Raw genomic sequence first — 18929 nt, forward strand, 5'->3', positions numbered from 1 at the left:
CCGGCCCGCGCCGTGGCTTCGCCGACGTGACGGGAGTTCCGGATGACTCTTCGGTCCTCGCATCCGCACCCCGCCCGCCGGGGCCCGCGCATCGGCGTGCTGGGTTCCTACGGCGGCTTCAACATCGGCGACGAGGCGATCCTGACCTGCGTGCTGGGCTGTCTGCGCGCCCGGCGGCCGGACGCGCAGCTCGTCGTGCTGAGCCGGAACGCGGAGCACACCCGCGCCCATCATCCCGAGGCCGACGAGGTCGTCCCCTGGGAGGGCGTCAGCCGCAACCACGTCGTGGACGTACTGCCCGGCCTGGACCTGCTGGTGCTGGGCGGTGGCGGCATCCTCTACGACGGCGAGGCGCGCCGCTATCTGCGGCTGGTGCGCGCCGCGCAGATCCGGCACGTGCCCACCTTCGCCCACGCCGTCGGCGCCGGCCCGTTGACGGACGCCGAGGACCGGGACGCGGTGCGCACGGTGCTGGCGGAGATGGACGACGTCGTGGTCCGGGACGAGGAGTCGCGGCTGGTGCTGGAGGAGGTCGGTCTGGAGCGCGAGGTCGCGGTCACCGCGGACCCGGCGCTGCTGCTGGCCCCGGAGCCGTTCACCGAGGCGATGATGCGCGACGAGGGGATCCCGGTCGGCACCCGGCTGGTGGGGATGTCGGTGCGCGAGCCGGGGCGGGCGGCCGAGAAGCTCGACGAGGGCGACTACCACGCCCTGCTCGCCGACGTCGCGGACTTCCTGGTCCGCCGGCTGGACGCGCGTGTGGTGTTCCTGCCGATGGAGCGTCACGACGTACGGCACGCGCACGCCGTGCTGTCCCACATGACGGCCCCGGACCAGGGCCGCATTCTGCACGGCGACTACAGCCCGGGGCAGGTGCTCGGCTTCATGCGCCACCTCGACCTGGCCGTGGGCATGCGGCTGCACTTCGTGGTCTTCGCCGCGCTGACCGGCGTACCGGTGCTGCCGCTGCCGTACTCCGGCAAGGTCTTCGACTTCGCGCGCCGGCTGGGCGCCCCGGCGCTGGTGGGGGTGGCGCGGGAGCAGGCCGGTCTGCTGCTGGCCGAGGTGGACCGGCTGTGGGACGAGTATCCGCAGCGCCGGGAGGACCTGAGGGCCCGGATGGCGGAGCTGTCCGCGTCGGCGCGGGAGACCTGCGAGCGGTGCGGGTCCCTGCTCGACGAGATCGGCACAGCGCGCGGTTCGGGGGACGTCCCCGCGGCGGACGACCACCCGGCGGGTGACGGACCGGCGGACGACCACCCGGCGGGTGACGGACCGGCGGACGACCACCCGGCGGGTGACGGACCGGCGGACGACCACCCGGCGGGCCACGAGCCGCCCGGGGACGATCCGTGCCGCGCCGAGACACGGCCGCTGAAGGCCTGACCCGGAGGTGAGCGATGCCGATTCTGGAAGAGCCCCGCGAGTCCCGCACCGTCACGCTGCCGGCCCGGCCCGCCCGGCACGGGGGCCGCTGCGACGTCCTGGTGGTGGGCGGCGGCCCCGCCGGGTTCGCGGCCGCGGTCGGCGCGGCCGACGCCGGGGCCGACACCGTACTGGTGGAGCGGTACGGGTTCCTCGGCGGCAACGCGACGGCGGCCCTGGTCATGCCGCTGATGTCGTTCCACAACGAGCACAAGCAGGCCGCGTTCACCGAGGCCGGGGACACCTCGCGGCTGCTGCCCACCGACCACGGCGAGGGCGAGCCGGTGGTCGCCGGTGTCCTGTGGCGGTTGCTCGACCGGCTCGTGGGGCGCGGCGGCTGTCTGCCGCCCTCCCCGAAGACCGGGTACACGGTCCCCTTCGACCCGGAGCTGTTCAAGTTCGCCCTGCTCGAGCTGATGGACGAGTCGGGCGTGCGGATGCTGTTCCACTCCTTCGCCTCCGGCGCGCTGCCGCTGGACGACGGCTCGGGCTGGCGGGTGGTGTTCGAGACCAAGTCGGGGCCCGTGGTGATCGACGCCGGGGTGGTGGTGGACGGCACCGGCGACGGTGACGTGGCGACGGCCTGCGGGGCGCCGTACGAGATCGGCCGGCCCGAGGACGGGCTGGTGCAGCCCATGACGCTGATGTTCCGCGTCGCCGACTTCGCCCGGCCGGACTTCGCCGCCTACGCGCGCGAGCACCCGGACCAGTGGCGGGGCGTGCACGGGCTGTGGGACCTGATCGAGGAGGCCCGGGCCAACGGCGAACTGCGCCTGCCGCGCGAGGACATCCTGTTCTTCGCGACCCCGCACCCGCACGAGGTCGCCGTCAACAGCACCCGCGTGACCCGGGTCCTCGGCAGCAATGTCTGGGACCTCACCCGCGCCGAGTACACGGCCCGGCACCAACTCGCCGAGATCGACCGCTTCCTGCGCACCCGCGTGCCCGGTTTCGAGGAGTCGTACGTCGTGCAGAGCGGCACGCACACCGGGGTGCGGGAGAGCCGGCGGGTGCTCGGCGACTACCGGCTGACCGGCCACGACATCCTGGCGGCGCGCACCTTCCCGGACGTGGTCGCGCACGGCGCCTATCCGGTCGACATCCACAACCCGCGCGGTTCCGGCACCGTGCTCAAGCGGGTGCCGCGGGGCAGCTTCTACGACATCCCGCTGCGCTGTCTGCTGCCCCGGGACACCGACCGGCTGCTGGTCGCGGGGCGCTGCATCTCCGGAACGCACGTGGCGCACTCGTCGTACCGGGTGATGCCCATCGCCATGGCGACCGGGCACGCCGCCGGGGTCTGCGCGGCGCTGACCGTCCGGCACGGGCACGGACCGCGCGGGCTGCCCTACCGGCTGGTCCAGCGCGAACTGCTGCGGCAGGGGGCGCGGCTGCGGACGGGACCCGGGTGAGAGTCCGCCGGGGGGACTCCGGCCGGCTCAGCTCGCCCAGTCCAGCAGGCGTTCCCGCTGCTCGGGGGCGCGCAGGTGGGCGAGGGACTCCTTCTCCAGCTGGCGGACGCGTTCGCGGGTGAGGCCCACGTGCTGGGCGACCTGTTGCAGGGTGCGGGGGCGGCCGTCGTGGAGGCCGTAGCGCAGGCTGAGGATCAGGGACTCGCGGGGGGCGAGGGTGCCGACGGCCTCCCGCAGTTCCGCCGCGAGTGCCTGGAACTCGGCGACCTCGGGGGCGCGCAGCACCTCGGTGTCGGGGATGAGGTCGCCGACGACGGTGTCGCCGGTCTCGTCCACGGGGGTGTCCAGGCTGACCGCGTCCCGTCCGACCCTGCGCAGCCAGACGACCTTGTCCGCGTCGATGCCGCTCTCGGCGGCGACCTCCTCGGTGGTCGGCTCGCGGTCTAGGCCCGCTCGGAGCTTGCGATCGGTCTTGGCCAGCTTCTGGAGCTGCTCCACGACGTGGACCGGCAGCCGTACCGTGCGGGCGTGGGTGGCCAGGCCCCGCTCGATGGCCTGGCGGATCCACCAGGTGGCGTACGTGGAGAACTTGAAGCCCTTGGTGTGGTCGAACTTCTCCACGGCCCGGATCAGGCCGAGGTTGCCCTCCTGGATGACGTCGAGGAGGGGCAGCCCTCGGTGTGCGTGGCGCTTGGCCATCGACACCACGAGGCGCAGGTTGGCCCGCACCATGTGGTCCTTGGCCTCCTGGCCGTCGTGGACCGCTTCCTCCAGCGCACGGCGCCGCTCCGGTGTCGGGGCGGGCTCGCCGGTGTCGGCCGCCTCCAGTTCCTCCCTGGCCCGGACGCCGGCCTCGATGCGGGTGGCGAGGCGGACCTCGTCCTCGGCGGTCAGCAGGGGCGTGGCGCCGATCTGGGTCAGGTACTGGCCGAGCAGGTCGGGTTCCTCGTCGGGTTCGGGGATCCGGCTGCGCAGCCGCGCGGTACGGGTGGTGGCGCGGCGGTCGTCCCGGGTGCGTGCCGCGGGGGTGCGTGCCTTGGGCGCCATGTCGTTTCCTCCGTCCCCTTGCGGATCACAGGATCACAGGGTTGCGCTCCCGCGTTCGTCCCTCAGCCTGCGGTTCACCACCAGCAGGTCGGCGGCCGCCAGCAGGGCGAGCGCCCCGCACACGACGGCGACGACCACGAGGGTGCCGCGGCCGGGGCTGTCACCGGAAGCGGTGTCGGCGGCCCACACGCCGAAGTACGCGGCCCCCGCGAGGAACAGCGGCAGGAAGACCGCCGACAGCAGCAGTCTCAGCCGCAGTGGGCTCTGCGCGCGGACCGGTTCGGTGCCGGTGCGCGGGGAGCGGCGGCCGACCGCGCCGGAACGGGACCGGGGGTCGGGTTCCGCGGCCCGGTGGGGGCTCCGTCGGTCGCTCATGCCGTTCCTCCCCGGCGGTGGGGGGTGTCAGTGGCCGGGTGCGGCCCGGCTGATGTCCGCGAGGGCGGAGTGCGGGTCGTCGCTGGCGGCGAGGTCGCCGAGGGTGACCACGCCCACGGGGACGCCGCCGTGCTCGACGACCGGGAGCCGGCGCACGGCGTGCCGGCGCATCAGCTCGGCGGCGCGGTCGGTGGTGTCGTCGGGTCCGAGGGTGACCACGGGCGGGGGTGTGCACACCGCGCCGACCGTGGTGGTGTCCGGGTCCCGTCCGTCGGCGACGCCGCGGAGCACGATGTCGCGGTCGGTGAGCACGCCGAACAGATCGCAGTCGTAGGTCACCAGGACGTCGCCCACGTCCTCCTCGCGCATCAGCCGGGCCGCTCGCGCCACCGTCGTCATGGGCTCGACGGCCACCGCGGCCGGTGACATCACGTCTCGGATGCGCCGTGTCATCTCGCGCCTCCCGGGGTGTCGGTACGGGATTGCCTGCGGGCCGCGTAGCCCTCGCCCGGCCCGGTAAACCGCCGCACGCCGGCCGGTTCAGCCCAGGTCGATCAGGGCCAGGCCGATGTCGGGGCGGTGGGTCTTGGCCAGCTCGGCCGGGCTGTCCCGCACGACGACCTCCAGGGTCGGCCAGACCCGGCCGGACAGCAGGTGGCCGCCGCGGGTGGAGCCGTCGGACAGGCCCAGTACGGCGTGCAGGTGCGGGGTCGGTCCCTCGTCGGCGACGGCGATGTCCCCGATCAGGGACAGCACCTCGCACTGCTCCTGGACCGGGAGGGGCCGGTAGTCCTTGGCCTGCCGGTCGAACCAGCCGACGACCGCGTCGGAGAAGGCGCCCACGGCGGTCACCTGGGAAGCCCCCAGCGACCGCTCGCGGGCGAAGGCGGTGAGCTCGGCGACCGCGTCCTCCCCCTGGTCGAGCACCACCACGTACACCGCGGACGGACCTTCCTGGACCTGCTGCCACTTCATGGCCCGGCGGGTACCCGGCGGGGGCCGGGGCAACCCCGGTCGGCGTCCCGACCGGGCCGCCCGCGCCCGGGGTGAGCCGTGGCACGGCCTCGGCGCGCGTCGAGGAGCCGGCGGCGGTGCCGGGGAACGCGTGACGGCGGCGGTTCCGCAGCGCCGCTCGCCCCCGCCGTCAGGCGTCGAGTGCCCGGCGGATCGCGGCGAGCCACCCGTCGACCGGTCCGAAGGTGAGCAGTCCGCTGCCCGCGCCCGCGACTTCGCCGGCCGCGGGCAGCAGTCTGTCGTACGTCCGCCGCAGGGCCGGGCGGTCGCCGAGGCCGAGGGCGGCCGCGGCCTCGGCGCAGCACAGGGCCTCGTAGAGGAGGTCGGGCGGTGGTTCGGGCAGCGCCCGCAGGGCGCCGCGGGCCTCGGTGTCACGTCCCTCGGCCAGCAGGGCGAACGGCTCGGCCCAGGGCCGGTACGGACCCCAGTCGGCGCGCGGGTCCACCCGGGCGGGACGGCCGCGGGCCAGGCGCAGGCCGAGCAGGGCGAGGGGCAGCAGTCCGCGTTCCAGACCCGGCATCCCGGCGCCGTCGAGCCGTGCGGCGGCCGAGCGGTAGGCGGCCTCGGCGCTGTCGGGGGAGCCGCCGGACTCATCGGCAGAGCCAGCGGGCGCGTCGGCGGAGACGGCCTCGCGCAGCGCCCGGTACCAGGCGGTGAAGACGCCCACGAGGGGGCGTTCGTGCCGTTCGGCGAGGCGGTCCACGGCCCTCGCGTGCGCGTCGGCGGCGGTGAGGTCGGCGAGGGCCGCGCGGGCCTGGAGCCGGATCAGGTGGCCGAGCACCTCATGGTTGACCAGGCCGTGCCGGGCCCCGAGGGCGGTGAGTTCGGCGCCGATCGCGTCGCGGCGCGGAGCCAGCCCGGCGCGGGTGCAGGACTGCATGAAGACGCCGTTGAGGGCGAAGGCGAGCAGCGCCGGGTCGTCCAGGCGGCGGGCGATCTCCTCGGCCTCGGCGGCCGCCCGCGGCCCGCGCGGGGAGCGCACGCCCCGCGACTCCAGGGCGACGGTGGCCAGCAGGCGGCAGCGCGCCGTGTCGGCGGTGGGGTCCTGCGGCAGGGCGGCGAGGGTGCGTTCGGCCGCCGCGACGATCCGCCGGGCCAGCTCGGGATCGTCGCCGCGGGTCCAGTTGGCGGGGACGTCGTAGGCGCCGATCACGCGGGCCGTGAGTTCCGCGTCGCCCGTCTCCTCCGCGGCCTGGACCGCCGTCATCCGGTGCTCCCGGGCGGCCTCGAGGCCACCGCCGCCGGTGACCGCGAGGCCGCGCAGCAGGCCGACGGTGGATTCCAGGCGGGCCCGGGAACCGGCGGCCACGGTGCGGTCGTACGCCTCGGTCGTGCGGGCCCAGAGCCGGGCCGCCGCGTCCGCCGGTTCGCCGGGCGGGTCCAGGTCCGGGTCCTGGGCGAGGATGCCCGCCTCCAGGCGGCGCAGCCGGGGTCCGGGGTCGATGCCCAGCCGTCCGGCCAGCAGGGCGTGGGCCCGGCGCAGCACGGCGAGGGCGTCCGCCTGCCGTCCGGTCCGGTACAGGGCGAGCGCGAGCAGGCGCCAGGACTCCTCGCGCCAGGGGTGCTCGGTGAGGTGCGCGTCGAGATCGGGCACCGCCTCGGCGGCGCGCCCGAGTTCCACCAGCAGTTCGGCCCGGCGTTCGACGGCGCGCAGCCGCAGTTCGGTGAGCCGGGAGCGTTCGCCGCGGGCCCAGTCCTCCGTGCCGAACTCGGCGTAGGCGGGCCCCCGCCACTCCCCCAGGGCCGCCCGCAGCCGTTCGGGCGCCTGTGCGGCCGGCAGCCGGTCGGCCTCGGTGACGGCGGCCTCGAAGCGCCATGCGTCCACGGCGTCCGGCGCGGCGCGCAGGGCGTAGCCGGGGCCCTCGGTGACCAGCAGCCGGGCCGGGGCGCGCGGCGGACGGTCGGGCTCGAGGGCGCGGCGCAGGTCGCCGACGAAGGTGCGTACGGCTCCCACGGCGCGGGGCGGCGGCGCCTCCCAAAGGTCGTCGACCAGGCGGGCGACCGGGACGACCCGGCGCCGGGCCAGGATCAGCCGGGCGAGCACGGCCCGGTGCCGGGGGCCCTTGAGGGCGAGCACGTCGGGACCGCGTCCGGCGGTGACCGCTCCGAGCACACCGAACGTGACCGCTTCCATGTTCCGTGTCCGTCCGCTCCGCTCCGCCACCGTTCGTGCGCTCACCACGGTACGCGCGCGGGACGGTGCGCGGCCGGTCGGTGACCGGCCGCCGATCGTTGCTGATCGGTTGCTGATTCGCGCGCGGCAGGGTCGGGGACGTCGCCCACGCGCTGTGGGCGGAGCGCGGAGCACCGAGAGAGAGAAGGGCACGACCAGCCATGGAACCGACCATCCCCGGCTTCACCCACGACCGCGTGACGGTCGCCGACGGCATCGGCCTGCACGTGGCCACGGGCGGCACCGGCAGCCCCGTCGTGCTGCTGCACGGCTTCCCCCAGACCCACCTGATGTGGCGGCACGTCGCCGCCGACCTGGCGGCCGACCACACGGTCATCTGCCCCGACCTGCGCGGTTACGGCGCCAGCGACAAGCCCGCCGACCCGGACGGCACCGCGTACGCCAAGCGGACCATGGCCGCCGACGTGGTGGCCCTGGCGCGGGAGCTGGGGCACGAACGGTTCGCGCTGGCCGGTCACGACCGGGGCGCGCTGGTCGCGGTGCGCGCCGGGCTGGACCATCCGGACGCGGTGACGCACCTGGCCGCGCTGGACGTGCTGCCGACGCTCGACATGTGGGACGTCCTGCGCGGCACGACGGCAGCGGTGGGCTTCCACCTGTACCTGATGGCGCAGCCGCCCGGGCTGCCTGAGCAGTTGATCGGCGCCGCGCCGGACGCGTTCTTCGGTCACTTCCTCGACCTGTGGACCCGGGACCCGGACGCCCTGCCCGCCGACGTCCGCGCCGCCTACCTGAAGGCGTCGCGCGAGGCGGTGCCCTCGATCGTGGCCGACTACCGGGCCTCGGCCGGCGTCGACGTGGACCACGACCTGGCGGACCGGGAGAACGGCAACCGGCTGCGGATGCCGGTGACCGTGCTCCAGCAGGACTGGGGGGCCGCCCTCGGGTACGACGCCGCCGCGCTGTGGCGGGCGTGGGCGCCGGACCTGCGGCACGAGACCGTGGGCTACGGACACTTCATGGCGGAGGAGGCGCCGGACGAGGTCGCGGGGGCGCTGCGCGGACTGCTGGCCCGGTAGGGACACCAGTCCGCGCAGCGGCCGACGCCGGGGCGGGGGCCGTCAGCGGGCTCCCGGCACGTCCTCCGTGACGCCGTTGAGCGGCGAGGCCGGGTCACTGCCGTAGGGGCGGGTGAAGGCCTCCATGCCGTGCCCGGACGGGTCGGTGAAGTACACGCCCCGGCCGCCGTCGTTGCGGTTGATCCGGCGCGGGTGCCGGCCGTGCGGATCGGCCTGGATGGGCGTCCCGCCCTCGACGAGCCGGGCGAGGACGCCGTCGAACTCGTCCTCGGAGACGAGGAACGCGTAGTGCTGCACGGGGATGTCGATGTCGACGGTGGCGAAATCGAGGGTGACGCCGTTGGCGGTCGTCACGGGCAGGAACATTCCGGCCGGCTCGCCGACCTCGAGACCGAGGATCGTGGCGAGGAAGTGGGCGGACTTCTCCCGGTCGCGGGAGAGAACGATGGTGTGGTTGAACTGGACTGACACGGGTCAATGCCTCCACGGGCATCTCCGCGGCGCCTCCATGCCTCACCCGGACGGTGACCGACACGCGATGCCGCGTGATGATCATACGTCCGGGTCCGCCTCCCTGCCCAGGGTTCAGCCGGACTGGTCGCTGTCCTTCATCGCCCCCCAGCCGTGCCAGCGCTCCACCTCGACGAAGGCGCTGACCCGGGGGCGCTTCCGGTCCGGGTACGGGTTGCCGGTGTAGTGCCGGGCGAGCCGGTCGATGCCGGAGAGGTCCTCGTCGTCGCGCATCTCGGCGACCCGGCCGATGAGGGTGACGTGTGTGTACCAGTCGTCGCCCGCGAGGACGGTGAGGGTGACGCGCGGGTCGCGGCGCAGGTGGCCGAGGCGTACCCGGCCCGCGTCGAGGTTGATCAGCACGCGGCCGTCGTCGTCCCACACGTACCAGGTGGGCGTGGAGACGGGGGCGCCGTCCGAGCGCAGGGTGGCCATGACGCACGGGTTGGGGCGGCGCAGCAGTTCGACGGCCTCGGACGGCAGCGGCGGCTTGGACATGCGGGCTCCTCGGGATTCGGTGTGGTCCGGCACCGGGTCCGGTCGCCGGTCTTGGTGTGGTCTCGTGCACCCGGTACCCCGGGCGGGCTCAGTCGGTCGCCTTCTCCTCGAAACTGGCGAAGTAGGCCGCCGCCATGTCCTCGTCGCCGTGTCCCCGGGCGGCGGCCCGGGCGAAACGTTCCGCACCGGCCGCGGCGAGGTCCAGCCGGACTCCGTTCGCCTCGCCGGCCTCGACGATCAGGCGGGCGTCCTTCTCGGCGGTGGTGACGGCGAACTGGGCGGGCGTGAGCGCGCCGTCGCGGATCAGGCCGGCCTTGGCGCGCAGGTAGCCCATGTCGAGCGGGCCGCCCGCGATGGCGTCGAAGAAGCCGTCCGGGTCCACACCCAGCGCCTTGGCCAGCGACAGGGTCTCGCCGGCCGCGTTGGTGGCGGCGAGGACCCAGCTGTTGGCCACCAGTTTCAGCCGGGTCGCGCTGCCCGCCGCCCCGTCCTCGCCGGTCCACACGGTGCGGGAGCCGACGGCGTCGAACACGGGCGTCACCCGCTCCCGCGCCTCGCCGGGCCCCGCCGCCAGCACCAGCAGCCGACCGGCCTCGGCGGGCTGCCGGGTGCCGAGGACGGGGGCGTCGAAGAAGACGAGGCCGTGCTCGTGGGCGAAGGCGGCCAGGTCGGCGACCGCGTCGACGCCCGCGGTGGTGGACTGCGCCCACACGGTGCCGGGAGCGAGGCCGGGCGCGGCCCGCCGCATGACGTCGAGGGCGGCCGGGCCGTCGTACAGCATCGTGAGGACGACGTCGGCGCCGCGTACCGCCTCCTCCGGGCCGCCGGCGACGTGCGCGCCGTCGGCGGCCAGCGGCTCGGCCTTGTCCCGGCTGCGGTTCCAGACCCGGACGGTGTGTCCGGCGCGGGCGAGGTTGCGGGCCATCGCGGCACCCATGATGCCGGTGCCCAGGACGCTCACGGTGAGCTGGTCGGTCATGACGTCGCCTTCTGCCTCGGACTGGGTTGCCGGGGCCAGCCTGCCACTCGGCGCGGGTCCCCGCGCGTCCGCGCGGCGACGTCCCGTACGGTACGGCCGTGAGCGCCTTCACCGACGACATCGACAGCAACGGCGAGACCGTCCCCGGCCGTTACGGACCCTCCGCCACCACCGAGGCCGACCCGCGGGAGGTGGGCCGGGTGCGGACCGAGTACTCCCCCGCGCACGACGGCGACCCCGATCCCGGCGAGATCGTGTGGACGTGGGTGCCCTACGAGGAGGCGGACGGCCGGGGCAAGGACCGGCCGGTGCTCGTCGTGGCGCGTGAGCCGGCCGGGACCGTGCTGGCCGTGCAGCTGTCCAGCAAGCGGCACGACGGAGACCGGGAGTGGGTGCCGATCGGGAGCGGGCCGTGGGACCGTTCCGGGCGCGACTCCTGGGTCGACGTGGACCGGGTGCTGCGCCTGCACGACGCCGGGATGCGCCGCGAGGCGTGCGCCCTGGACCGGATGCGCTTCGACCTCGTACGGCAGCGGCTGCGGGAGCGCTACGGCTGGAGCTGAGCGGGGCGGCCCGCGCCCTCCGGGAAGACGCGCTCGAACGCCTGCCGGACGGTCCCGCCCGGGGTGCGGTCCAGGACGCCGAACGCCACCCGTTCGAAGGTCCCGGCGAACCGTCCGCCGGGCCCGAGCAGCGCCCGGAACGCGCCCGCCACCTGGGCGGGGTCGTTGCGGAACACCCCGCAGCCCCAGGCGCCCAGCACGAGGCGCCGGTACCCGTGGGCCGCGGCGGTCTCCAGCACCCGCTCGGCGCGCACCGCGAGCGCGGCGGGAAGCTCCCCGGCGCGTTCCGGGACCGTGCGCAGCACCACGCCGGCGTTGGGTGCGGCGGAGGTGAGGAATCCGGCCGTGAACGGTTCGTCCAGCAGGCGGCCGCGGTCGTCGCGGAAGACGGGCACGCCGGGCGAGTGGACGACGCGGTCCGTGTAGAACGGGTCGCGGTGGGCGCGGTGGTGGTCGTAGAACCCGCGCGCCCGCAGCAGGCAGGTGTAGAGGGCGGAGGCCCGGCACAGCGCCTCCTCCTGGGCCTGGGCGCCATTGAGGTAGCCGCCGCCGGGGTTGCGTGCCGAGGCGAAGTTGAGCACGGCGACCTCGCCGCCCAGGCGGCGGGCGGCCTCCAGGCTGCTCTCGCCGGTGACCTCGAAGAGCGTCCGCAGCGGGGCGGAGGCGGTCACCTCGACGGGCTCCGGTCCGTACATCCGGGTGCCGTCCCGGGCCGCCTCGACCGCCGCCGCGACGGACACCTCGCGGCCGTCGGACGTGCGGTAGACCCCGGCGGCGACGATCTGCTCGGTCCGCTGTGCGATGCCCCGCAGGCGCGCGCTCACGGCGCCACCCCCGTGGACGCCGTGACCGCGTGCCACGCGGTCTACCCCGTCGTGCTCATGCGGGAATCCTGGGCGATGCTGGGCATGCGGTGCAACGGAGTTTCCCGACCGGCGAACGACGGGGAAGACCCCCGGAAACGGGCGGATCGCGGAGATTACCGAGCGGGAACGTCCCGAATTGCACCCTTGTGCGGAGCGGCACGAGGGTCTTGGGTGGGACGAGTGTGCCGGCCCGGCCCACCACAGAAGGGCCGGCGGCATGGTGGAATCTCAGGAGGATCCCGACATGTCCGATTCGGTTGGGGGCTGTGTCCGGCCCCGTACCGCCGTCAGTGAGGCCGAGGTCGAGGCACTGGTCCACGGCATCTGCTTCAAGACCGGGCCGCCCAGGCTCCTCGGCGTCGAGGTGGAATGGCTCGTCCACGAGCTGCGCGCGCCGCGGCTCCCCGTGTCACCCGAACGGCTCCACGCGGTGTACACCGCACTGCGGGCCGTGCCCCTGAGGTCGGCGCTGACCGTCGAACCCGGCGGCCAGCTGGAGCTGAGTTCGCTCCCCGCCGCCTCCCTGACGGAGTGCGTCCGCTCCGTCTCCGCCGACCTCGACGCCGTCCGCGCCGTGCTGCGCGAGGACGGCCTCGCCCTGGTCGGCCTCGGCCACGACCCCTGGCACCGGCCGCGCCGCTACCTGCGGCAGCCCCGCTACGACGCCATGGAGTCCTGTCTCGACCGCACCGGCCCCGGTGGCCGCTTCATGATGTGCGCCTCCGCCTCGGTGCAGGTGTGCGTGGACGCGGGGTACGAGGAGCCCGGGCCTCTGGGCCATGTACGCCGGTGGTGGCTGGCCCATCATCTGGGCGCGGTCCTGCTGGCCGCGTTCGCCAACTCACCGCTGTCCGGCGGCCGGCCCACCGGCTGGCGGTCCACCCGGCAGCTGCGGTGGACGCAGATCGGCGCGGGCCGGGCGGGCGGCCCCCCGCTGAACACCGATCCGCGCGGTACCTGGGCACGGCACGTGCTGGACGCCCCGGTGATGTGCGTACGCCGGGACGGCGGCCCGTGGGACGTGCCGGAGGGCCTGACCCTGCGGGAGTGGACCCGCGAGCTGGTGCCGAGGCCGCCGACCCGGGAGGACCTGGACTACCACCTGACCACGCTCTTCCCGCCGGTCCGGCCGCGCGGCCACCTGGAGCTGCGCATGATCGACGCGCAGCCCGGGGACGACGGCTGGATCGTGCCGCTGGCGGTGACCGCCGCGCTGTTCGACGACCCGGAGGCCACCGAGACCGCCTACCGGGCCGTCAAGCCCCTGGCCGAGCGCACGCTCGGTCTGCCGGCGCCGCACAATCCGCTGTACGAGGACGCGGCCCGTGCCGCCCTGACCGATCCCGAGCTGCGCGAGGCGGCCGTCACCTGCTTCACCGCGGCGCTCGCCGCACTGCCCCGGCTCGGCGCGGGTCCCGAGGTGACCGATGCCGTCGCCGGGTACCTGGAGCGCTACGTCCTGAGGGGCCGCTGCCCCGCCGACGATCTGCTGGACATGCCGGGCGGCGCAGGCCGTGGCCCGCACGGGAGGGAGACCCGCTCATGACCGACTCCACGGACGCGACCACGACCGCCGGCGCCGAGACGCTGCGGGAGCGGGCCCTGACCACGCTCGTCACCGCCCGGGAGCGCACCACGCTGCTGACCGGTTGCGTGGAGGGCCCCGACCTGACCGCCCAGGTGTCGCCGCTGATGTCCCCGCTGGTGTGGGACCTGGCACACATCGGCAACCAGGAGGAGCAGTGGCTGCTGCGCGCGGTCGCCGGACACGAGGCGATACGCCCGGAGATCGACAGCCTGTACGACGCCTTCGAGCACCCGCGCTCCGAGCGGCCCAGCCTGCCGCTGCTGTCGCCCGCCGAGGCCCGCCGGTACGCGGCGGACGTGCGCGGCCGGGCCCTGGACGTGCTGGAGCGGACCGCGTTCGACGGGACGCGGCTGACGGAGGCGGGCTTCGCCTTCGGGATGATCGCCCAGCACGAGCAGCAGCACGACGAGACCATGCTGATCACGCACCAGTTGCGCAGGGGCCCGCAGGTCCTGACCGCACCCGATCCGGACCCGCTCCCGCTGTTCACCGGCCCGGCCGAAGTCCTGGTGCCGGGCGGCCCGTTCACGATGGGCACGTCGACCGAGCCGTGGGCCCTGGACAACGAGCGGCCCGCGCACCGGCGCGAGGTGGCGCCGTTCCACATCGACACCACCCCGGTGACCAACGGCGCGTACCTGGCCTTCATCGACGACGGCGGCTACGACGACCCGCGCTGGTGGACCCCCGAGGGCTGGGACCACGTCCGCCGGCACTCCATCGCCGCCCCGCTGTTCTGGCGCCGGGACGGCGGACAGTGGCTGCGCCGCCGCTTCGGGGTGACCGAGGCGGTCCCGGCCGACGAGCCGGTGCTGCACGTGTGCTGGTACGAGGCCGACGCGTACGCCCGCTGGGCGGGGCGCCGGCTGCCCACCGAGGCCGAGTGGGAGAAGGCCGCACGGTACGACCCGGCCGGGGACCGCGCCATGCGCTATCCGTGGGGCGACGCCGACCCGGGCCCGGAGCACGCCAACCTCGGACAGCGGCACCTGCGCCCGGCGCCCGCGGGCAGCTACCCGGCCGGCGAGTCGCCGCTCGGCGTGCGGCAGTTGATCGGCGACGTGTGGGAGTGGACGTCGAGCGACTTCGCCCCGTACCCGGGCTTTGGGGCGTTCCCGTACCGGGAGTACTCGGAGGTGTTCTTCGGCCCCGAGTACAAGGTGCTGCGCGGCGGTTCCTTCGCCGTGGACGCGGTGGCCTGCCGGGGCACGTTCCGCAACTGGGACTACCCGATCCGGCGGCAGATCTTCTCCGGGTTCCGCACGGCCCGGTCGGCGGAGGCCGTCTGATGTGCCGTCACCTGGCCTACGTGGGCCCCGCGGAGCCGCTCGGCGGCCTCCTCGTGACGCCGCCGCACGGTCTGTACCGCCAGTCCTGGGCGCCCCGGCACCAGCGGTACGGCACGGTCAACGCCGACGGGTTCGGCGTCGGCTGGTACGCCGGGGGCGATCCGGTGCCCGCCCGGTACCGGCGGGCCGGCCCGATCTGGGCGGACCAGTCCTTCGCCGACCTCGCGCGGGTGGTGCGCACCGGTGCGCTGCTGGCCGCCGTACGGGACGCGACGCTGGCCGGCGCCGACGCGGAGGCGGCCGCGGCCCCGTTCGCCGCGGGGACCTGGCTGTTCAGCCACAACGGCGCCGTCAAGGGCTGGCCGGACTCGCTGGCGCCGGTGGCCGCGACACTGCCGCCCGGGGAGCTGCTGTCGCTGGAGGCGCGCAACGACTCGGCGCTCGTGTGGGCGCTGGTCCTGGCCCGGCTGCGGGCCGGGGACGACGAGGGCCGGGCGCTGTCCGAGACGGTACTGGAGGTCGCCGCGGCGGCCCCGGCCTCCCGGCTCAACCTGCTCCTCACCGACGGCTCCACCGTCACCGCCACGACCTGGGGCGACACCCTCTGGTACCTGTCCCGCCCGGGTGGCGGCACGGTCGTCGCCTCGGAGCCGTACGACGACGATCCCGGCTGGCAGGCGGTCCCCGACCGCACCCTGCTGGTGGCGAGCCGCACGGAGGTGCGGCTCACCCCGCTCAAGGACCCGGGCGAGACCGCCTCCTCAGACGCTTTCGTCTCTTCGCACACGAAGGAGCCCCGCACGTGAGCCAGTTCCGTCTGACCCGGACGCTGCCCGAGGACGCCACGGACGCCGCCCTGCGCGACGACGTCCTGGCCGGCCTGTCCAGCACGCCCAAGTGGCTGCCGCCGAAGTGGTTCTACGACGCGCGGGGCAGCGAGCTGTTCGAGGCGATCACCGCGCTGCCCGAGTACTACCCGACCCGGGCCGAGCGGGAGATCCTGGTCGACCGGGCCGGGGAGATCGCGGCGGCGACCGGCGCCCGCACCCTGGTGGAGCTGGGTTCCGGCTCCTCGGAGAAGACGCGGGTGCTGCTCGACGCGCTGAAGGAGCGGACCGGGCTGGGCGCCTATGTGCCGGTCGACGTGAGCGAGAGCGCCCTCACGCAGGCCGGGGAGGCGCTGGTCGCCGAGCATCCCGGCCTCCAGGTGCACGCGCTGATCGCCGACTTCACGGGCGGGCTGACACTGCCCGGCACGCCGGGCCCGCGGCTGGTCGCCTTCCTCGGCGGCACCGTGGGCAACCTGCTGCCCGGGGAGCGCGCCGCGTTCCTGGCCTCCGTCCGCGCCCTGCTCTCCCCGGGCGACGCCCTGTTGCTGGGCACGGACCTGGTCAAGGACGAGGGGGTGCTGGTCCGCGCGTACGACGACGCGGCCGGGGTGACGGCAGAGTTCAACAAGAACGTGCTCGCCGTGATGAACCGCGAACTGGAGGCCGACTTCGAGCCCGCGGCCTTCGAGCACGTGGCGCTGTGGAACGCCGAACGGGAGTGGATCGAGATGCGGCTGCGCTCGCGCACCGCGCAGACCGTCAAGGTCCAGGCGCTCGACCTGGCCGTGGACTTCGCGGACGGGGAGGAGCTGCGTACCGAGGTGTCCGCGAAGTTCCGGCGGGAGGGTGTGCGGGCCGAACTGGAGGCCGCCGGGCTCGATCTGGCCCATTGGTGGACGGACCGGGAGGGGCGCTTCGCCCTGTCGCTGAGCGTCGCGCGCTGAGGTGCGGCGAGGCGGGGCCGACCCGACGGTCCCGCCTCGCCGCGGTCAGCGCATGTTGGGGTCCAGCAGTTCGGTGATGCGGTCGGAGGCCTTGCGGGCCTCCGGCTTCGCGTCCGCCCCCTTGAGCACCTTCGTCATGTACTCCTTGATCGGGTTGTCCGCCTCGACCGCGCCCCACTGGGGTGTTCCGGGGGTCGCCCGGCCCTGCGCGGCGCCTGCCGCCATGGCCTCGGCGCCCTCCTCGCCGGAGACGGCCTCGGCGAGGGACTTCTTGTTCGGCACGTAGTTCATGGTGCGGGCCAGGTCGGTGTTCCACTTCTCGCCCGCGAGCGCCTCGATCACGGCGAGGGCGCCCTCCTCCTGGTCGGTGTTCTTCGGGACGACGAGGTCGGAGCCGCCGGTGAAGACGGCACCGGGCTTGTCGGCGCTCTTGCCGGGCACGGGGAAGAAGCCGATCTTGCCCTTGAGGTCCGGGTTCTCGCGCAGGACGGACTGGGCCTGGCCCGGCACCGCGATGATCTGCGCGACCTGTCCCTTGGCGAAGACCCCGGACTGCGGCGGGTGTTCCTCGTCGGCGTCGACCGGACCGTCGCCCAGGGCCTGCAGTTCGCGGTAGAAGTCCATGCCGCGCAGGGCCGCCTCGGAGTCGAGGGCGCCCGTCCAGACCCCGCCCTCGCCGGCCTGGGTGGCCAGCTCGCCGCCCTCGTCCCAGATGAACCCGGCGAGCGTGTACCAGTCCTGGCCGGCCAGGTAGATGCCCTGGTCACCGTTCTTGTCGAGCTTCTCCGTGGCGGCGAGCCACTCCTCGCGGGTGCCGGGCGGCTCGTTGACTCCGGCTTGCTCGAAGAGGTCCTTGCGGTAGATGACGACGCGGTTGGCGGCGTACCAGGGGACGCCGAACTGCTGGGACATCCACTGACCGGGTTCGGCGAGGCCCGGAAGCCAGTCCCGGATGCCCCAGTCACGCATCGACTCCAGGGTCAGGTCCTGGAGCCGGCCGCCCTCCGCGTACTGCGGGACCTGGGTGTTGCCGACCTCGACGACGTCGGGGCCGTCCGTGCCGTCGGCCTTCAGCGCGGCCTGCACCTTGTCGCCGATCCCGGTCCACTCCTGGATGCGGATGTCCAGGTCGAGGTCGGGATGGTCGGCCTCGAAGCCCTCGGTGAACCGCTTCAGGAAGTCGTCCGAGGCGCTGCCCTTCATCAGCCACACGCTGACGGTGTGCCGTCCGCTCCCGCCGTCCTGCGAGATCAGGCCGCAGCCGCTGAGCACGGAGGCGGACACACAGACAAGGGCGAGGAGGCGACGTCTCACGAGGGGTCCTTCTGACTGACGAACAGAGGGCGGCGGCAGGTGCGTCCTGCACACGCGAAGGGAGACCCGACGTGGGGGACGAGCCCGAGGCTCGAACGGGTGTCTGGGATTTTGGTATGGACCATTACAAAGGTCAAGGGGCAAGGGGAGGTACCGGAGCGTTTCCGCCCCGAACGCCGATGCCTCGCGCTCCGTCCCGACTTGGGGCACGGTGGAGTGACGCAGCGCACACCGCTGTCCTCGCGGAAGGGAGCACCGGCATGTCGAACCACACCTACCGGGTCACCGAGGTCGTCGGCACCTCGCCCGACGGCGTCGACCAGGCGGTCCGCAACGCCATCACCCGTGCCTCGCAGACCCTGCGCAAGCTGGACTGGTTCGAGGTGACACAGGTGCGCGGCCAGATCGAGGAGGGGCAGGTCGCGCACTGGCAGGTCGGCCTCAAGCTCGGGTTCCGCCTGGAGGAGTCGGACTGACATCCCCGGAGCCCACCCGGACGGCCGCGTCCGTCAGGTACGGCCCTCGCGCTCCTGCGCCACGCGCAGTTCGGCCGACCGGGCCGCCCAGCGCGCCCGGAGCACGGGGAAACCGGCCCGCTCGGCGTCGTCGCAGACCAGCTCGTCGTCGTCCACCAGGATCCGGACCTCGCGGGTCCGGGCGAGGCGCCGCAGGATCTCCAGCTTGGTGCGCCGGGCGGGCCTGCGGTCGGCGTTGCCCCGCATGTGCACGGCACCCTCGGGCAGGCCGTGCGCGGCCAGCCAGTCGAGCGTGTCGCGCCGGCAGCGCTCGGGCCGGCCGGTGAGGTAGACGATCTCGCACTCCTTCTCGCTCTCGCGCACCAGCGCGACACCCTCCGCGAGCGGTGGATCGTGCGGCGCGGCGGCGAAGAAGGCGTCCCAGTCGCGGGGCCTGCGCTCCAGGAACCGCTGCCGGTGCGCGGTGTCGGCGAGGGTGTTGTCCAGGTCGAACACGGCCACCGGGGGTCTGCTGCTGTCGCTCACGCGTTCACCCTAGGTCCGACGACAGGACCAAGAGGGCTCCACCGGGAATCTGTGCGGCGCG

At 74.6% G+C, this 18929-nt stretch carries 20 protein-coding genes; 9 read left to right on the plus strand and 11 right to left on the minus strand.

Annotation, left to right across the window (positions count from 1 at the left end; translation table 11 throughout):
• Window positions 1-42 precede the first annotated feature (42 nt).
• Window positions 43-1386 carry a polysaccharide pyruvyl transferase family protein gene (locus Sco07f_RS22505; RefSeq protein ID WP_108988985.1) on the plus strand — a complete coding sequence of 448 codons (1344 nt, stop codon included), beginning with the start codon at window positions 43-45 and terminating at the stop codon, window positions 1384-1386.
• Between the two features lie 14 nt (window positions 1387-1400).
• Window positions 1401-2837: an FAD-dependent oxidoreductase gene (locus Sco07f_RS22510; RefSeq protein ID WP_108988986.1), complete on the plus strand. Its 1437-nt coding sequence runs from the start codon at window positions 1401-1403 to the stop codon at window positions 2835-2837.
• Between the two features lie 27 nt (window positions 2838-2864).
• Here Sco07f_RS22510 and Sco07f_RS22515 read toward each other — a convergent pair whose 3' ends face one another.
• The 5 genes from Sco07f_RS22515 to Sco07f_RS22535 form a co-directional block, all read right to left on the minus strand.
• Window positions 2865-3884 (minus strand): sigma-70 family RNA polymerase sigma factor, encoded by a 1020-nt coding sequence (locus Sco07f_RS22515; protein WP_054101293.1) that lies wholly within the window; start codon window positions 3882-3884, stop codon window positions 2865-2867.
• Between the two features lie 33 nt (window positions 3885-3917).
• Entirely contained in the window at window positions 3918-4259 is a 342-nt protein-coding gene (locus Sco07f_RS22520; protein ID WP_174855401.1) for a DUF6343 family protein, read from the minus strand.
• A gap of 27 nt (window positions 4260-4286) precedes the next feature.
• Window positions 4287-4712 (minus strand): CBS domain-containing protein, encoded by a 426-nt coding sequence (locus tag Sco07f_RS22525; protein ID WP_108988987.1) that lies wholly within the window; start codon window positions 4710-4712, stop codon window positions 4287-4289.
• A gap of 87 nt (window positions 4713-4799) precedes the next feature.
• Window positions 4800-5234 (minus strand): PPC domain-containing DNA-binding protein, encoded by a 435-nt coding sequence (locus Sco07f_RS22530; protein ID WP_108988988.1) that lies wholly within the window; start codon window positions 5232-5234, stop codon window positions 4800-4802.
• A gap of 169 nt (window positions 5235-5403) precedes the next feature.
• Window positions 5404-7407: an AfsR/SARP family transcriptional regulator gene (locus Sco07f_RS22535; RefSeq protein ID WP_108988989.1), complete on the minus strand. Its 2004-nt coding sequence runs from the start codon at window positions 7405-7407 to the stop codon at window positions 5404-5406.
• A gap of 200 nt (window positions 7408-7607) precedes the next feature.
• Between Sco07f_RS22535 and Sco07f_RS22540 the strand changes: the two genes are divergently transcribed.
• Window positions 7608-8486: an alpha/beta fold hydrolase gene (locus tag Sco07f_RS22540; protein ID WP_108988990.1), complete on the plus strand. Its 879-nt coding sequence runs from the start codon at window positions 7608-7610 to the stop codon at window positions 8484-8486.
• Window positions 8487-8528: 42 nt separating this feature from the next.
• Here Sco07f_RS22540 and Sco07f_RS22545 read toward each other — a convergent pair whose 3' ends face one another.
• The 3 genes from Sco07f_RS22545 to Sco07f_RS22555 form a co-directional block, all read right to left on the minus strand.
• Complete coding sequence (locus Sco07f_RS22545) at window positions 8529-8957, minus strand: VOC family protein (protein WP_108988991.1); 429 nt, start codon at window positions 8955-8957, stop codon at window positions 8529-8531.
• 114 nt (window positions 8958-9071) lie between these two features.
• Window positions 9072-9494 carry a PPOX class F420-dependent oxidoreductase gene (locus Sco07f_RS22550; protein ID WP_054101299.1) on the minus strand — a complete coding sequence of 141 codons (423 nt, stop codon included), beginning with the start codon at window positions 9492-9494 and terminating at the stop codon, window positions 9072-9074.
• A gap of 88 nt (window positions 9495-9582) precedes the next feature.
• Window positions 9583-10473: an NAD(P)-dependent oxidoreductase gene (locus Sco07f_RS22555; protein WP_087788548.1), complete on the minus strand. Its 891-nt coding sequence runs from the start codon at window positions 10471-10473 to the stop codon at window positions 9583-9585.
• Window positions 10474-10571: 98 nt separating this feature from the next.
• On the opposite strand from Sco07f_RS22555, the gene Sco07f_RS22560 reads away from it, so the two are divergent.
• Entirely contained in the window at window positions 10572-11036 is a 465-nt protein-coding gene (locus Sco07f_RS22560) for a type II toxin-antitoxin system PemK/MazF family toxin (RefSeq protein ID WP_087788549.1), read from the plus strand.
• Here Sco07f_RS22560 and Sco07f_RS22565 read toward each other — a convergent pair.
• Entirely contained in the window at window positions 11021-11860 is an 840-nt protein-coding gene (locus Sco07f_RS22565) for a TIGR02452 family protein (protein ID WP_167468178.1), read from the minus strand. The two genes, Sco07f_RS22560 and Sco07f_RS22565, sit on opposite strands and share 16 nt — an antisense overlap.
• Window positions 11861-12146: 286 nt before the next feature.
• Here Sco07f_RS22565 and egtA point away from each other — a divergent pair, with 286 nt between their 5' ends.
• Genes egtA through egtD form a run of 4 tightly spaced genes read left to right on the plus strand, consistent with a single transcriptional unit; the run spans window position 12147 to window position 16553 of the window.
• Window positions 12147-13448 (plus strand): ergothioneine biosynthesis glutamate--cysteine ligase EgtA, encoded by a 1302-nt coding sequence (gene egtA / locus Sco07f_RS22570; protein WP_108988993.1) that lies wholly within the window; start codon window positions 12147-12149, stop codon window positions 13446-13448.
• Window positions 13445-14779, plus strand: a complete 1335-nt coding sequence (gene egtB, locus Sco07f_RS22575) for an ergothioneine biosynthesis protein EgtB (protein ID WP_108988994.1) — start codon at window positions 13445-13447, stop codon at window positions 14777-14779. The genes egtA and egtB overlap by 4 nt, the downstream gene beginning before the upstream one ends.
• On the plus strand, window positions 14779-15585 hold the full coding sequence (egtC, locus tag Sco07f_RS22580) for an ergothioneine biosynthesis protein EgtC (RefSeq protein ID WP_108988995.1): 807 nt from the start codon (window positions 14779-14781) through the stop codon (window positions 15583-15585). The genes egtB and egtC overlap by 1 nt, the downstream gene beginning before the upstream one ends.
• Window positions 15582-16553 carry an L-histidine N(alpha)-methyltransferase gene (gene egtD / locus Sco07f_RS22585; protein WP_108988996.1) on the plus strand — a complete coding sequence of 324 codons (972 nt, stop codon included), beginning with the start codon at window positions 15582-15584 and terminating at the stop codon, window positions 16551-16553. Before egtC ends, egtD begins: the two co-directional genes overlap by 4 nt.
• 45 nt (window positions 16554-16598) lie before the next feature.
• Here egtD and Sco07f_RS22590 read toward each other — a convergent pair whose 3' ends face one another.
• Complete coding sequence (locus Sco07f_RS22590; RefSeq protein WP_054101304.1) at window positions 16599-17867, minus strand: extracellular solute-binding protein; 1269 nt, start codon at window positions 17865-17867, stop codon at window positions 16599-16601.
• Between the two features lie 260 nt (window positions 17868-18127).
• Here Sco07f_RS22590 and Sco07f_RS22595 point away from each other — a divergent pair, with 260 nt between their 5' ends.
• Complete coding sequence (locus tag Sco07f_RS22595) at window positions 18128-18343, plus strand: dodecin (protein WP_007389281.1); 216 nt, start codon at window positions 18128-18130, stop codon at window positions 18341-18343.
• Window positions 18344-18376: 33 nt separating this feature from the next.
• Here Sco07f_RS22595 and Sco07f_RS22600 read toward each other — a convergent pair whose 3' ends face one another.
• Entirely contained in the window at window positions 18377-18868 is a 492-nt protein-coding gene (locus Sco07f_RS22600) for a phosphatase domain-containing protein (RefSeq protein ID WP_054101305.1), read from the minus strand.
• Window positions 18869-18929: the final 61 nt, after the last annotated feature.

Source organism: Streptomyces coelicoflavus, assembly GCF_003112555.1.
In the GTDB taxonomy this organism is placed as follows: domain Bacteria; phylum Actinomycetota; class Actinomycetes; order Streptomycetales; family Streptomycetaceae; genus Streptomyces; species Streptomyces coelicoflavus.